General features: G+C 69.4%; 12 protein-coding genes and 1 pseudogene. 6 read left to right on the top strand and 7 right to left on the bottom strand.

Annotated elements, in window-relative coordinates; genetic code table 11:
* Positions 1-127: 127 nt before the first annotated feature.
* On the top strand, positions 128-316 hold the full coding sequence (locus OG953_RS41215; protein WP_405691051.1) for a DUF6225 family protein: 189 nt from the start codon (positions 128-130) through the stop codon (positions 314-316).
* Positions 317-417: 101 nt separating this feature from the next.
* Here the strand turns inward: OG953_RS41215 and OG953_RS41210 are convergent, their stop codons facing one another.
* Complete coding sequence (locus OG953_RS41210) at positions 418-1,017, bottom strand: GPP34 family phosphoprotein (protein WP_405691049.1); 600 nt, start codon at positions 1,015-1,017, stop codon at positions 418-420.
* Positions 1,018-1,263: 246 nt separating this feature from the next.
* Here OG953_RS41210 and OG953_RS41205 point away from each other — a divergent pair.
* A pseudogene (locus OG953_RS41205) lies at positions 1,264-1,580 on the top strand (HNH endonuclease family protein); the annotation flags it as partial.
* A gap of 516 nt (positions 1,581-2,096) precedes the next feature.
* On the opposite strand, the gene OG953_RS41200 reads toward OG953_RS41205, so the two are convergent.
* Both OG953_RS41200 and OG953_RS41195 read right to left on the bottom strand, forming a co-directional pair.
* Positions 2,097-2,855, bottom strand: coding sequence for a hypothetical protein (locus OG953_RS41200; protein ID WP_405691048.1), 759 nt, complete (start codon positions 2,853-2,855; stop codon positions 2,097-2,099).
* Positions 2,856-3,122: 267 nt separating this feature from the next.
* On the bottom strand, positions 3,123-3,482 hold the full coding sequence (locus OG953_RS41195) for a transposase (RefSeq protein ID WP_405692385.1): 360 nt from the start codon (positions 3,480-3,482) through the stop codon (positions 3,123-3,125).
* 518 nt (positions 3,483-4,000) lie between these two features.
* Between OG953_RS41195 and OG953_RS41190 the strand changes: the two genes are divergently transcribed.
* Positions 4,001-4,528, top strand: coding sequence for a hypothetical protein (locus OG953_RS41190; RefSeq protein WP_405691046.1), 528 nt, complete (start codon positions 4,001-4,003; stop codon positions 4,526-4,528).
* A gap of 30 nt (positions 4,529-4,558) precedes the next feature.
* Here OG953_RS41190 and OG953_RS41185 read toward each other — a convergent pair whose 3' ends face one another.
* Both OG953_RS41185 and OG953_RS41180 read right to left on the bottom strand, forming a co-directional pair.
* Positions 4,559-8,446, bottom strand: coding sequence for a hypothetical protein (locus OG953_RS41185; protein WP_405691044.1), 3,888 nt, complete (start codon positions 8,444-8,446; stop codon positions 4,559-4,561).
* 106 nt (positions 8,447-8,552) lie between these two features.
* On the bottom strand, positions 8,553-9,122 hold the full coding sequence (locus tag OG953_RS41180) for an Imm49 family immunity protein (protein WP_405692383.1): 570 nt from the start codon (positions 9,120-9,122) through the stop codon (positions 8,553-8,555).
* Positions 9,123-9,208: 86 nt separating this feature from the next.
* On the opposite strand from OG953_RS41180, the gene OG953_RS41175 reads away from it, so the two are divergent.
* On the top strand, positions 9,209-10,918 hold the full coding sequence (locus OG953_RS41175; protein WP_405682394.1) for an ISAzo13 family transposase: 1,710 nt from the start codon (positions 9,209-9,211) through the stop codon (positions 10,916-10,918).
* Between the two features lie 44 nt (positions 10,919-10,962).
* Here the strand turns inward: OG953_RS41175 and OG953_RS41170 are convergent, their stop codons facing one another.
* Together OG953_RS41170 and OG953_RS41165 are read right to left on the bottom strand one after the other, a co-directional pair.
* The gene (locus OG953_RS41170; protein ID WP_405691042.1) at positions 10,963-11,718 is read right to left on the bottom strand and encodes a hypothetical protein; all 756 of its coding nucleotides are present in this window, start codon (positions 11,716-11,718) and stop codon (positions 10,963-10,965) included.
* Between the two features lie 223 nt (positions 11,719-11,941).
* Positions 11,942-12,433 carry a hypothetical protein gene (locus tag OG953_RS41165; protein ID WP_405691040.1) on the bottom strand — a complete coding sequence of 164 codons (492 nt, stop codon included), beginning with the start codon at positions 12,431-12,433 and terminating at the stop codon, positions 11,942-11,944.
* Positions 12,434-12,443: 10 nt separating this feature from the next.
* Here OG953_RS41165 and OG953_RS41160 point away from each other — a divergent pair, with 10 nt between their 5' ends.
* Both OG953_RS41160 and OG953_RS41155 read left to right on the top strand, forming a co-directional pair.
* Entirely contained in the window at positions 12,444-12,704 is a 261-nt protein-coding gene (locus tag OG953_RS41160; RefSeq protein ID WP_405691038.1) for a hypothetical protein, read from the top strand.
* Positions 12,705-12,854: 150 nt separating this feature from the next.
* A complete protein-coding gene (locus OG953_RS41155) occupies positions 12,855-14,081 on the top strand; it encodes a serine hydrolase domain-containing protein (protein ID WP_405691036.1) in 1,227 nt (408 codons plus the stop codon).
* Positions 14,082-14,228 lie beyond the last annotated feature (147 nt).

The following is a 14,228-nucleotide window of genomic DNA, read 5'->3' as shown; positions in this document are numbered from 1 at the left end:
GCGCATTGACCTCACGGTGCGCCAAGGCGTCGCCGTACGGTCACCAGCCTGGCCCGAGCTCGACCTCTGGCCCCGGTCGTAGCCGTGTCTCCACCGGCCACGCGGTCCGGTCCGGCACTCTGTGCCCATGACCGACGTCTTCGAGCACACCCCGCAGGTCTGGAATGCCGCGCAGCTTCGCGACGCGCTCAAAGACCTGCCCGATGACGCGCCCATCCACATCGGCGTGGCAGGCGACCCCGGCGACTTCGACGGATACCGGGACTTCGTCCTCGTGCCACACCCAGTTTCCAGGCGTAGGCCGCGCGGTCCCTGACCGGAACCGGTCCACGGACACGCCATAAGCGCCGCCCGGCGGCCGTGCGACCGCTCACCGTCGCCGTCGGACTCGACCGCGCCCCCGAAGGCGGGCTCGGCTCACGGTCCGCGCCAGAGGTTGGCGAAGGCCGCGTTCTCGATGGTCCGCCTCTGGCGTACGGCCTCCAGCTCCATCACCGCGTCGTGGACGGCGGCAACCACGGTCGTCACCGCCTCGTCATCGAGGCCGGTCTCATCGTCGGATCGTTCGTCGTCGATGCCCACGACCGAGGCGAGGGCGGCCAGGACGGGTTCCTTCCCTCTCCAGCGGTCGGCTGCACGGCGGCGCGCGGGCGTATCGGCCGGTTCCACGCGTTCCGAGCCGAAGGACAACCGGCCGCTTCGCTGCGGCTTCAGCACACCGTTCTCCTCCAGCGCGGCCTGGTACGCGGCCGAGAGGTCTCGGCCCCGGCGCCACAGCCAGTCCTCGATCCGCTCGTAGGGTGCCTGCCGAGTGAGCCCTGCCGCAGCCTCGCCCATGAGCCGATCGTCCAGTGTCGGCGGTGCACCCGGCACGATGCGGTCGCCGTCCACGGCGACCGCCCCCGCGCCGATGAGATCGATCAGCTCGGCTCCCGCGAGTGCGAGGGACAGGTCGCCCTGTCCCACGGAATGCTTCAGGTCCATGGCGATGATGAACAGGTCTTTCGCCGTGGTCATGAACGGCTCCCCTCGGAGACATCGACAAAGGTGCGTCCCCACCGACCGGGTCCGCGCCCGAGGCCGGCCCGGCGGCGGGGCGACTGTCACGATCAGTATCGCCCCGCCCGCGCGGCCGAAGCCCTTTCGCAAGGCGGCGGGAGTTTCTGCCGACGACGTCAGAACGGCGGGTCCTCGCTGCCCTGGATCCCCGAGCCGCTTCGTCCGCCTGTCCACCGAGCGGCTGCGAACGGTCGAAGGGAACAAGACCACATGGTGCCACTGGCCGAGGCCTGGACAGCGGGGCCTCGGCGTGGGACCCGGACCGGCGTATGCGATACGCGAACGACCTCGGGGCCGAACGGTCCCTCGTGGCAGTCACAGCGAAGACGAATCGCAGCAAGGCCGACAAGGACCCGTCGGAGTGGATGCCGCCGGCCGACTCCGCGAAGTGCACCTACCTCGCCGACTGGACCGCCACGAAGCTCCGCTGGAAGCTGTCCGCGGACGCCAAGGAAAGGGCCGCACTGGAGAAGCTCGCCACCGGCTGCTCCGACACCGTCGTGAAGTATGAAGTCGCCCCTGACCAGCAGTCAGGCACACCACCCTCACCGTATCCGGATCACGGTGAGGGCGCCGTGCCGGCCGGACCCGGCCAGCACCTCCACGGCCAGGTCCGTCTCCACCCGCATATGCGACTCGCCCCCTGCCCGCCGCTCCCCCACCACCGCCGCGCCGCTCAAGGCCTCACCGACACGACCCGCGGGGACAGGCTCCAGGCGCGCGGACACCCGGGCCGGCCCGCCCTCGTCCCCCACCGCCAGGACCAGATGGTGCGGTCTGAGCCGGGGGCCGGTGAAACCGAGCACCAAGCCGTCGACCGTGTCCGCATGCCGTACCTTCACCCACCCGCGCCGTCCTGACGGAATGCGAATGGCGCGCCGAAACTCTACAAATTGGGTGCGATTGTCCTGATCAGCAAAGATTCACTGATTGCCATCGAAGATTGACCACTGCAGGGTTCGTGCCATCGGACCCTGACTTTCCCGATCAGGCGGATGAGAGCCTGTCACGTGAGCGTCGCGCGATGGGGCCGGCGCTCACCCGAGGGTGTGGGTGTCGCGGTCGAAGGTGAGCCGGAACTCCGGAAAGCGTGCTCTTTTCGGATCCAGCAGGTCGATCAGCGTGACCAACTGGGTTTGCAGATCCTGCAGCCGAGTGATGGCCGGGGCGGTGTCCGCAGCGAGCCGGTCCATGTCCGCCAGCAGGACGGAGAACCAGTCGGCGAAGTCGCTGTCGTGGTCGAGTTTCGCGCAGAACTCCGCGTAGCCCAGGCAGCGACGCTGACCCGGCTCGCCATCGGGATGGACCATCAGTTCGCCAATGGCCCGCTGCTGGGCGCGGAACAGGCGTAGCTCGTTGCTCACCGTGTCGATTCTGGCCAGGCTCGCGCCGATCCGTGAGATCTGCCGCATGATCTGGGTGTTGACGCGGCTCCGGCCAAGGTCGAGGAACTGGATGTCACGGCGCAGGATCTCCACCCAGCCCAGGTATTCGGCGAGCACGAAGACCGTGCTGCGCCGCACGAAGTCGGCCTCGCGGTCGGTGCCCCGTGCGAGGAAGGATGTCAGGAACCCATCGCCGCGCGAGGACTCCAGGTCGACGACGTGGCCGTGCAGGATGTTGTAGAGCCTGGTCTGCAGATCGAACACGGCCCATGCCAGGGAGGCCCCGTACCGGTCCATGTAGTTGCGTTGCTCCCATGACCGCAGGCGGCGTTGCTGCCAATAGCTGAAGAGAGCGGCGGCTGCTGCACTGCAGACGGCGACGATCGCCGAGACCAAGGACAACGAGTCCATGCATCCCCCCCCAGGGCATACGGTGTCATCATGCGCCGCCAGGTTATGGGACAACCAGGTCCACCTTCGCTGGCGCGAACCGCGCTGTCCTCGAGCTTCAGTGGAAAACGGTCACGGTTGGCTGTCACAGGAGTGCGCCACGGGCGCCATGCAATCGAGTGGAGGTGAAAGGCCTTCTCTGCCAGGCCGTCGCAGCGGCCTGGTGAAGCTGGGGGCAGCCTGATCCGGGGAACGCCGGGGGCCTTGACCCCTGATCTTGAACACGGGTTATGCGGCTTCGGCCAGCGTAGTTGATGTTGTTCGGAGTGCTCGCTCGTAGGCGATGGGGCTGCGATGTCCGAGGCGGGAGTGGCGTCGGACGGTGTTGTAGCGGTGGAGCCAGCGGAAGAGGTCCAGGTGGGCCTCGTGCTCGGTGTCCCAGGCCCGGCGGCCTTGGAGGGTTTCCCGTGTGCAGGTCGCGTTGAACGACTCGGCGAGCGCGTTGTCCTCGCTGGAGCCGACCGCGCTCATGGACTGGGTGACGCCGGCTTCGCGGCAGGCATTGGCGAAAGCCCGGCTGCAGTACTGGGCCCCGTGATCGGACCTTGCCCCCGAGGAGTGGACACCTCTGGCAGGGTCTTGGCCAATCCCTTGAAGTCGGCAGTGGCCAGACGCCGTTGCTCGGGGTGGTCATCGCCATGCCACCGCCGACTCCCTCGGTATGGCACCCCGGCCAAGTGACGTGGCACGCCTGGCCAGCATCCGCTTCAGGCGCACTGCCACGATGGGTGATCACTCATCAGGCACTCTGCCGCTCAGCCGATTCCCCGAGGGCGGCTGGCGTGAGGCAATGGGAGGAACTATGTACCTGGCGGCCAGGGAGCGGCAGGCTCACCCTTGAACGCTTCAGGGTTGCCGCAACCGCTCGGCCCAGGAGGCGGTCCGGCAGCCGGCGAGGGGGTGACCTGTTTCGTTGCCTTCAATCTCCCGCCCCACGCGCCGATTCCAAGGCCGCCGAGTGCCGAGACCGCGCGGCACTGGAGCGGATCGTGGCTGACCTCGGGTTCGGGCGGCAATGGGGCGCTGTGGACACGGCCGGTGCCGGCCTGGTGCCCGGGTGCCCTGCCTCTTCAGAATGGGGCGACTCGATACGAGGAGACGACACCGTGGATCCGATCACGTTGGCAGGCATCACGGCCGTGGCACTGAACGAGGGGGTCAAGTTCCTGTACGAACAGGCGGGTGAGGTCCTGCGGAGCTTCCGCGAGCGCCGCGCGGCCACCACGGCCCTGCCCCCGGAGCTGTTCGAGGCATCGCCCGGGGGACTCGTCGCCGACCTGGACACGGTCGCCCAACTCGAACCCGAGCTGCGCATGCTCCGCCGTGACCTGGGCGAGTACGGGCAGGGCGTGGACCTCGTCGACCCACGGAACTCCGAGGTGCTCGCACTCATGGACGCCCTGCGCCGCACCCTTGAGGCGGTCTACGGCGCACCCATCGTGTTCCGCGGGGAGCCGCGGCCGGGCGGGGCCCGGATCCGCGGTGGGGTGGAGGTGCAGGAGGTCCGCGGCTATGTGGCGGGGGTCCGTGCCCGCACCGCCTCCGCCGGGGAGGTCACGGGCACGGTGCGTGCCGACAGCGTCGAGGAGGGGGGTCAGGCGGTCGGCGTCGACCTTCGGGGTGACCTGGCCTGATACGAAGAAGCCTGCTCCGGCCCTGTCCGTTCAGCGGCCCGCGCCGACGGAGGCGGCGAGCAGTTGCGCCTCCACCTCAGTTCCGGGGATGAGGACTGCGAGCGCCGCGATCACGTCTACGTGGTCGAGGTCGGCCAGACCCGGCGAGCCCAGGATCTCCTCCAGCGCCTGGCGTGCGTCTGCGGCGTTCGGGCCGCCGCGCAGCACGGTCACGACGAGGGTCTCGGCCACCTCGCCGAGGGAGGCGCCGTGCGTCCGGGCGGCCTCGGGCCACAGCAGCCTCAGATCCGCGTATCGGCCCAGGCGCGCCGCCGTCGCGGCCAGTTCGGTGAACGCCGCCGTCCGCTGTCTGGAGCCTTCGATTTCTCGGGCGTTGTGGGTGGCGCGGGCCAGCCCGGACGCGGCCTGCCCGTCGTCGCCGACCTCGTGGAAGGCCTCGGCCAGTTCGGCCGCGGTCTGGACCCTGCGTCGCAGCGTGACGTCGAAATCGTCACGGGTCTCCACGTCGCGCGGGTATCGGCCGGTGAAGAGGAAGGGGGCGCCGGGGCCCCCGTTGAACATTGCTCGGTCGAGGGCCTTCTGTAGTTCTCCTGACGCTGCTCGGACGGCCTCGGGCCATTCGAGCCTGGTGGCCTGGAGCAGGCACCAGACCGCCCCCTCCTCGGCCTTGCCGAGGTGGAGCCACATGTCCTCTGGCCACTGCGCGAGTCGCCCGAGGATCCCGTCTATGGTGCCGCGCAGAACTGCGCAGGCATCCTCGAACGCCCGGCGGTCTTTGCCGGCCCGCAGGACGCGCGTCGCCAGTGCCTGCTCGTACGGGGAGGTACTGCGCGTCGACCCACCGGAAGAGGGGGCCTGTGCCTGTGCCTCTTGCAGCAGCGCCAGCTCCGCGAACTCGCCGTGGGCTGCCAGCACGTGCCGTACGTCGCCCAGGTACATCAGGACGGCGGATTCGTGGCGCGTCGTCGGCGTTCGTGCCACCGTGGCGGCCTCGGCGGGCAGTCGGGCCCTCAGCAGGTTCTTCACGAGACGGTCGGCGTCCTGCTGCCGGCGCCGGTCCTGGGGCAGTCTCGTGAACCAGGCGGCGGCCTCGGCGCCGAGGGCCTCGGCGCGCTCCTGGTCGCCGCCTACGTGCGCCGCCCAGGCCAGCGCCGCCCGGGCCGGCCCGACCGCCTCGGTCCCGCGCCTGCCGCGGACCACCGTACAGGTCACCGCGTCCGCCAAGCGTTCGCGGTCCATGTCGGCGAGGACCAGGGCGGCCTGAGCACACAGGTCGTTCGGGACCTGGTCAGTGGTCTCGCGGGCGGCGGCAGCCAGGGCCTTGCGGTGGTCGGGCCGGGTCTCGGCGCGGGACGACCACGCCAGGGCCCGTACGTGTTCGGCGGGATGGTGCTCGCGCAGTCGGTCGGCTTCCTGCCGCGCCCGGTCGGTCTGCCCGGCCACGGCCAGGACGCGTACGACGGCCAGCCGCAGCCCGACGTTGCACAGACCGTGGAAGGCGTCGACATGCCCGGCGTACAGGTCGTCGTCTCCGGTGTGCGAGGCCTTCACGAGGGCATCGAGCAGTGCGGGGGCCGTCGGATCGCCGATGTGGGCCATGACGGCGGTGTGGTGCAGCAGGACCCGGAGGTCTTCGGGGTGCTCGGCCAAGGCCGCTTCTCCTGCCGCGCGTGCCAGGGCGATGCCGTCCGGGCCGAGCCGCGCGGCCTGGACGGTCCGGGCCAGCAGGACGGCGCCGTCGGTCAGTGTTCCCCCGCCGCGCCCCGATTGGTTGGCGAGTTGGGGCAGGTACGCTTCCAGTTCGCCCCGGGCGGCATGCACCAGCAGAACGGAGCCGGCGACGTCCGGCATGACCAGCAGTGATTTCCAGGCACTCTCATCACCCTGCGCCGGGAAGTGGCCGGCCGCCATCAATCTCCCCAGCCGGTCGAAGAGGTCCGAGCCCTTCTCTTCGGGCGCAGTGAATGCCGCCAGCGCCGTGTGGGTGAGGATCCCGGTGACCGCGCGGGCCCGCGCGATGGGTTCGCGGATGCGCAGTGCGGGTTCCGTTGCCGGCTCCGGTCCGGCCTCCTCCAGGAGGAACGCCGCGAGGTGGCCCAGCAGCACGTCGCCCGCGACGTCCAGGACGGGGGCGAACTCCTCCCTGGTGAACTGGGGGACGGTCGGGGCCAGCAGCGCGGCGACGGCCGGAGACCAGGCGTCGCCGGTCTCACCGAAACCACCGCAGCCGACCTCGTAAAGGGCGGCCGCGGCGTCGCCGGGTGCGCGGGCGCCCAGAGCGGCCACGATCATCAGCAGCCACAACAGGGCGATGTCCTGCGGGTAGGTGCGGGCTTTGGCGACCCCTGCCGCCGCCCCCCACATCAGGGCGGCCTGCACCGGGGTCACGGCGTCGGCCTCCCCGCGGGCCCGCACCAGTTCGAGGGCCAGGCCGGCTGCCCGGAGGTGGGCGTGGGTGGCCAGGGAGGCCTGCAGCGCGAGGCCGAGCGTGTCCAGGTGCGGCTCCTGGTCGGGCGCATCCGCACGCTGCGCGGCGAGGTAGCCCGGGGACGTCGCCAGAGCGTAGAGGCGGTCTTGGAGCGTTCGGCTCCGGGTCGGGCTGCCCGCTGAGGATTCGACGGCGGTCATCAGGTGGTCGGGGAGGTGACGCAGCAGGTACGGGTCGTCGCAGCTGCCCCAGGCGTCCGCCCATACGGCGAACGCGTGGTCGGCGATGCGCCGATGGCCCTCGCCCGCGTCGATGAAGGGCTCGTCCCCCGCGAGCAGGAACTCCGCGAACGACCGGTGAAAGAGCGTCCACGGGCCGCGTGGTCCGCTGCCCCGCAGGTATTGCCCGAGGACGCCGACCGCGTCGAGCACCTCCTGCTCCGTACGGTCGAGCAGGTCGGCCAGCCGGCCGACGGTAAACCCTTCCTCCCGGACGGCGACCAGCAGGGCGAGGACCGGACGGAAGACGGTACGCCAGCGTTCCTCGGCTTCCGCGCTGCCGACCGGACGAACCTCTCGGCGCAGGAACTGCCGGTAGACGCCGTGGAGCCCGCGCGGGAGCGTCCCTGCGTCGCCCGGCCCGGTACCCTGCCGGATGCCAGCGGCCAGCTCCTCGGTGAGGTGGCGCACGTAGAGATAGTTGCCCGCGCCGCCAGCGGCCAGAGCTCGGGCCAGCATCTCCTGCTCGGGTCCGGCGAGCCCCGTACCTCGCAGCCGTTCGCGAGCGTAGGCCAGGAGGTCGGCGGTGGGGTCCGGGGCGTCGTCCACGACGTCGAGCACGACGGCGTCCGGCAGGGTCCGCACGGCAGCTGTGACCCGGGCGTCGTGTCGCGAGGTGAGCACAAATCGCAGCGGGATCCGGTCAGTGCCGTCGAGGACGAGCTCGGCAATCGTACGGCGGCCCCGGTACGTGAGCGATTCGTCCAGGGCGTCGACGACGACCACCGGCCGCTCTGCCGGGGTGAGGAGTTCCAGCGGTCGGCACACCAGTTGTTCGAAGGCCTCGTCGGCGGTGGCGTGGGAGAAGGTCACCCGCACCCCGATCACGCTCGCGTCCGGATGAACCGTACCGGCGCTGGCGGTGCCTTCGATGCGTAGTTCCCCGGCTCGCCCCGACCGCTCCCGTGCCACCCGGGCCAGGGCTTCAGCGAACCCGGGTACGGTCGTGCTGAATTGCTCGGCGAGGGACTCGGCGAAGCGCACCGGGTCGCAGCTGCTTCGACTGGCTGCGCGGCACCAGTACACCGCCGTGCCCGCGACCGGTGCGTCGCCCCACAGGTGTTGCACGGCGGCGGACTTGCCGGTGCCGGGCCCTCCGGTGAGGAACAGGTAACCGGACTCGGTCGCGGCCCATCGCCATACGGCGTCGGCGAGCCAGCCGCGCCCGACGAACTCTGCGGCGGCATTGCACGACGGCGGATCGGCAGCCATGCCCGAAGGGTAGGCCCGGACAGCGCCGTTGAGAACCCGGCGGCGATCAGCGACCGTCGTGGCCCGAAGCCTGACCGTGACGGAACCGCCGGTCTGGGGGGTGGCGTTACTGCAGTGCCACCGGGCTGCCGAGCAGAGCGCTGGGAAGGTATCCGGAAAGGACGCCCAGCTCCCACTGGTGCACCTGAACCGCCAGGGCTGCCACGGCAGCCACGCCGACCGGGAGCAGCGTCCGGGGTGAGGTGTCGACCGCCCCCGCGCTGTCCCGGTGCTCGACGAGCCGGGTGACGAGTGCCTGCTCGAAGGTATGCTGGTCGTCGTTGAGGAGCACGCGGAGGAGATGCTGGTCCGGTGTCAGGTGGCCGGCTGCGTCCAGTTGGCGGGCTGCCTCGGCCCGTTCGACGGCGTCCGGCTTACGCAGGGGCACCGTGGGCCAGTCGCGCGGCAGGTGACCGCTCGCCTCGGTCAGGTACCCGTACAGCGCATCCATGGCGGCGAGGTCCGCCGGTTGCGAGGTCGAGGTCAGCGTCGAGTACGGCACCCCTTCGCGGATCGCGGGCGCGTAGTCGCTGCGCAGCAGTAGACCGATGACCCGCTGACGGTCCCATATGAGGCCGCTGATCAGGCACGTTGTGAACGTGACGAGCCACGTCGCCGCGCTGGGCGCCTGCTCGATGACGCCGCTGAAGGCGATGTTCTCGCTGCTAAGGGCTCGCAGAGAATCAAGGTGTTGCTTCCCGTGATTCGGCTCGTTGATGTGGTATGAGCGTATCCGAGTCGACTCGTGAGCAACTCGCCGCGAAGTTCGCGGTGTTGTTCCCGCATCTGGACGAGCGGCAGCGTCGGCTGCTGATGGGCGCCGAGGCCCGGATCCTCGGGCACGGTGGGATCCGGGCCGTCGCGCGGGCGGCCGGTGTCAGCGAGGCGACGGTACGCAAAGGTGTGGACGAGTTGGAGGCGGGCGAGGCGTCGCTGGGCCGGGTGCGCCGTCCTGGCGGCGGGCGGAAGAAGGCCGCTGACCTGGACGCGGGCCTGCGGACCGCGCTGCTTGAGCTGGTCGAGCCGGACATGCGCGGGGACCCGATGTCGCCGCTGCGCTGGACGACGAAGTCGACGCGTAACCTCGCTGCCGAGCTCACCCGCCAGGGGCACCGCGTCTGCGCGGACACGGTCGGTGACCTGCTGCGCGAGGAGGGCTTCAGTCTGCAGGCCAACGCCAAGACCGTCGAGGGTGCCCAGCATCCGGACCGCGACGCCCAGTTCCGCTACATCAACGAGCAGGCCCGCGCCCACCGGGACGCGGGAGACGCGGTGATCAGCGTGGATACCAAGAAGAAGGAACTGGTGGGGCAGTACAGGAACGCCGGACGCGAGTGGCAGCCCCAGGGTGAACCGGTCAAGGTCAAGACGCATGATTTCCTTGACCGGCAGGGGCCGGGCAAGGCGATCCCGTACGGGATCTACGACACCATCGCGAACACCGGCTGGGTCAGCGTCGGCACTGACCACGACACCGCCGCGTTCGCGGTCGCCTCCATCCACCGCTGGTGGCACGCCCAGGGGCGGGACAGTTACCCCACGGCCACCCGGCTGCTGATCACCGCCGACGCGGGCGGCTCCAACGGCTACCGCACCCGCGCCTGGAAGGCCGAACTCGCCGTCCTGGCCGCCGAGACCGGCCTGGAAATCACCGTCTGCCACCTTCCTCCGGGGACTTCGAAATGGAACAAGGTGGAACACCGACTGTTCTCCCACATCTCCATGAACTGGCGCGGCAGGCCCCTGACCAGCCACGAAGTCATCGTGAACAGCATCGCGGCGACCACCACCCGCACCGGACTGGCCGTTCGCGCCGAACTCGACACCAGCCTCTACCCCACCGGCGTGAAGGTCACCGACGCCGAGATTGACGCGCTGCCGATGAGCCGGCACCGCTTCCACGGCGACTGGAACTACACCCTTCACCCCGCACACCCCCACCCCGCCCGCACTGGAACCAAGACCACCGAAACACACGCCATGCACACGACCGACAAGCCAGGCCGGATCAACTCCGCCTCACTCCGCGACCCGGAACTGACCGGCATGACTCACCAACAACTGAACGCCTTGATCGGCGAGTTGACTCCAGCGCTGGCGGAACTTCGCGAGCATTCCCGGTGCGAACAACGCGGAGGCGAACGCCGCCGAGCCCCCGGCGCGGGCGCCAAGTGCAAGCTCACCTCGGCCGACCGGATCCTGGCCACCGTGCTTTACCTGCGCAGACTCGGTACTCAAGACCTTCTCGGCCAGCTTTTCGCTGTGAACCGGAGCACGATCACCGACGCCGTCGGCGAGGTCCGCCCGCTTCTGAAACAGCACGGCCACCGCATCCCCGCCTCGACAGCGCGGTTCCGCACCCCCACAGACGTGACCGCCTACCTCGAAAAATACGGGACCGAACCCCCGAAAGAGATCAAACCCGCATGTTGATTCTCTGCGAGCCCTTATTCCTGGCGTGCGGTATTCCCCGTAATTCAGGCTCTGCGACGCTGTGGCCAGGGGTAGCCAAGCTGCCTGGCAAATTCTGGTGAGCCGCCACAGACTCCGGCTGTCTGACGTGGGTCACCCGCCGTAAGTTGTTCAACGAGTCTCGCGGTTTGATCCGCAGGGTCGTCACTGGAGACGGCGAGCACCATGCCGAACTGCAGCCATGGACGGTCTTCCCTGATGACAGAGCGGCCCGGGTGGACCGGGTGGAAGAGAAAGAGGTTGATCTGGTCCGGTTCCGAGGGCCAGGCGGACACAGCGCCGAGTTCGCATTCCCACCGCGCGAGCCACTCTTTGCGCTCTCTGAGGTCCTGCTCCAGCAGCCGGGCAACGGTCCGCGCCGGCCACTCCCAGTTGTGGTCCTTGGTCGCCCGCTCAACCTCTGCTCCGTACTCCTGAGCGTCGAACCGGAACTCAGGCAGGTCCACCTCGTCCTCGTAGGGATTGCGCCATTCGTTCCAGATCACATGGTCGCCGTCGCGCCGGATGGTCACGTAGAGAGCACCGCAGCACCCTTCGGTGCAGTCTGCCTCGGCCAGCCGCACCTCGCGCGGTTCAGACGCAGCAATGAGAGGGCCGTCCGGTACCAAGAGGTACCTGGGATCTTCGCCCGGCCCTTCCGTGAACACGTCAGCCAGGACGTCCTCGCCGTCAACCAGCAGCCGAACCTCCACCTGCGCACCCCTCTGTAGGGGATCAGGAACGACAACGTGAAGGCTGAGGCGGTGCTTCTTGTGAGTCACCGGCAAATTGTCGGACGTCCGCGCCCCGACGTCACGTCATTTCCCTCTTTGGACCCGCCTCGATCACCGAGCATCCAGAAGGTCTGGGCGGACCAGGGTTCGTCGGCAGGCTTGTCGATTGGAGCGCTTCGATCCTCGGCCGCGAGCAAGAGTCAGCCGCCTGGCCCATGTTCACGAGAAATGAGAACACCCATCGGCCGCTCCGTGTTGGCCTGGCAGTGGATCACGTCGGTTCCGGCAGGACGGCCGGCAGAGTGCCGTTCACGATCGGGGCTTTCGGCAGCAAGAGCCCGAAGAAGTCCTCCACGACGCCCAGCGCGGTGCGGTACGCCTCCCTTCGGTTCAGCTCCAGGTCCGGCAGGCCAGCGGCGCTCAGCAGCTCCTGCAAGCGCGCGGCCGTCGCGGCGTCGCCCTCGACCCCCTGGTAGCCCCACGAGGCGTCCAGGTGCAAATTGCAGGCGCTCAGCAGGCGGCCGTCGTGGAAGTACGCGAACTGCGGCGGGACCGGCTTGCCGTTCTCCTCCTCGTACTCCAAAAGGCAGACGTCGGCGCCGCCGCGCGATACCGGTGCCAGCGGACCGAACTCTCCCCACCAGCCGCTGTACGCCACCGAGTACGTCCAGTCCCCCGCGCGGCCGAGCCGCAGCCCGATGCCGTCGGAGGAATCGCCGTACGTGTCGCTCTTCCCCGGCGCCCGCCAGGCCGTCCAGCTCAAGCGGCGTCGCGTGAACCGCAAGAACGGCAAGGTCAGTATCAAGACCGTCTACGCGGTCACCAGCCTGAGCGCCGAGCAGGCCACACCCGCTCAGCTCGCGAACATGGACGCCTCACAGCTTCGGACCGGCAGCGCGCCCCGCACCATGGCGACCTGGCGCAACCTCGCCATCGGCGCCTTACGCATCGCCCGCACCCACAACATCGCCGCTGCACTCCGCGCCAACTCCCGCGGCCCAAAACGCCCGCTCGCTCTCCTCGGCCTCACGTGATCACAAACCAGACATCACGCGACGATGCCGAAGCTCCGCGCCCAAGGGTCATACCTGAGATGGAGTCAGGGGCGGCTCAGGGGCGGCTCAGGGGCAGCTCGGGGTCGTCTCCTGATGGCAGGGCAGGCGCGTCCCACGAAGATCCTCCGTATGACTTCGAACGCATACCGCCCGGCTCGCCCTCGGCCCGGACACAGGCGGCTGCTCATTGTGGCGCCGGTCCTCACGGCTGTGATCGCCGCAACCATGGGCACGGCCTCTCCCGCCCAAGCCGTCCCCACATCACGACCGCCTGCGGCCGCGGCACCCCTTCCCTCGCTGGACCCGGCGGTGCTTCAGCAGGCGATCTCCAGTGAACCGAACCGGGTCACAGCGGTGCTGGCCCGGGTGAGCGGACCGGACGGCCACTGGTCGGGGGCATCAGGAGTGGCCGACACGGTGGCCGGCGAGCAGGTGCCGGTCGACGGACGGTTCCGGCTCGGCAGCGTCACGAAGACGTTCATCGCGACAGTGGTGCTGCAGCTTGCCGCCGAGCACCGGGTCGATCTGGACAGCCCGGTGCAGGACTATCTCCCGGGTGTCCTCCCCACCGAGTACCCGCCGATCTCGATCCGTCAGCTCCTGAACTTCACCAGCGGCCTGCCCGAGTTGACCCCTGAGGATCTTCCGACTGACCCTCAGGGGATCGTGGCCCACCGGTTCGACGACCACCCGCTCTCCCAGCTGGTCGGCATGGCGGTCCGGCACCCGCGGCTGTTCGACCGGCCCGGCAGCATGCAGGTGTACGGCGCCACCGGGTACTACGTCGCCGGAATGCTCATCGAGATGCTGACCAGACACAGTTACCAGCGGGAGATCACGGATCGCATCCTGCTCCCGCTGCACCTGCGGGACACCACGGCACCGGAGACGGATCCGACGATCCCCGGCCCGCACGCGCACGGTTACATCGCTGTTCCGCAGCCCGATGGCAGCAGCCGTCTGGTGGACATCACGGAGCAGAACCCCGGCGCCGGGGGAATGATCTCCACCACGGCCGACCTCGACCACTTCATGACCTCGCTGTTCCGCGGCCGACTTCTCCCGCCGGACCAGCTCGCCGCGCTGTTCACCGTCCCTGACGTCCCGTACCTGGGCGGTGGCGCCAACGACCCGGGCCACGGCCGGGCCTACTACAGTGCGGGCCTGATGCGCATCACCCTCCGCGACGGTGTGACCGTCTGGGGCAAGACTGGCAGCACCTTCGGCTACACCGACGGGATGTTCGCCACCCGCGACCTCCGCCGCCGACTCGCATACTCCTTCAACCCCGTCACCGGCGGCGGCAATGATCTCACCCTGGTCAACCGGATCGTCTCCGCCGCCTTCAACCCCTGAAGCGTTTCGGGTGCCGAGACCAACGACCTGGGCAGTTCAACCGCCGACCGTCATGCGCTCTCGCCAGCCCCTGACGTTCTCCCACTCGGATCACGGGGCGTCGAGAACTCCATGATCTTGGAAGCCCGCGCCTGCCTCGTGTCCGGA

The organism is Streptomyces sp. NBC_00057, assembly GCF_045041165.1.
Lineage (GTDB): Bacteria > Actinomycetota > Actinomycetes > Streptomycetales > Streptomycetaceae > Streptomyces.
The sequence above is the reverse complement of the archived record's forward strand: the minus strand, read 5'-3'. Positions and strand labels throughout refer to the sequence as shown.

Coding starts and splice junctions, on each gene's coding strand:
- OG953_RS41215 (WP_405691051.1), top strand. CDS start 128: ATGACCGACGTCTTCGAGCACACCCCGCAGGTCTGGAATGCCGCGCAG.
- OG953_RS41210 (WP_405691049.1), bottom strand. CDS start 1,017: ATGACCACGGCGAAAGACCTGTTCATCATCGCCATGGACCTGAAGCAT.
- OG953_RS41200 (WP_405691048.1), bottom strand. CDS start 2,855: ATGGACTCGTTGTCCTTGGTCTCGGCGATCGTCGCCGTCTGCAGTGCA.
- OG953_RS41185 (WP_405691044.1), bottom strand. CDS start 8,446: ATGGCTGCCGATCCGCCGTCGTGCAATGCCGCCGCAGAGTTCGTCGGG.
- OG953_RS41175 (WP_405682394.1), top strand. CDS start 9,209: ATGAGCGTATCCGAGTCGACTCGTGAGCAACTCGCCGCGAAGTTCGCG.
- OG953_RS41155 (WP_405691036.1), top strand. CDS start 12,855: ATGACTTCGAACGCATACCGCCCGGCTCGCCCTCGGCCCGGACACAGG.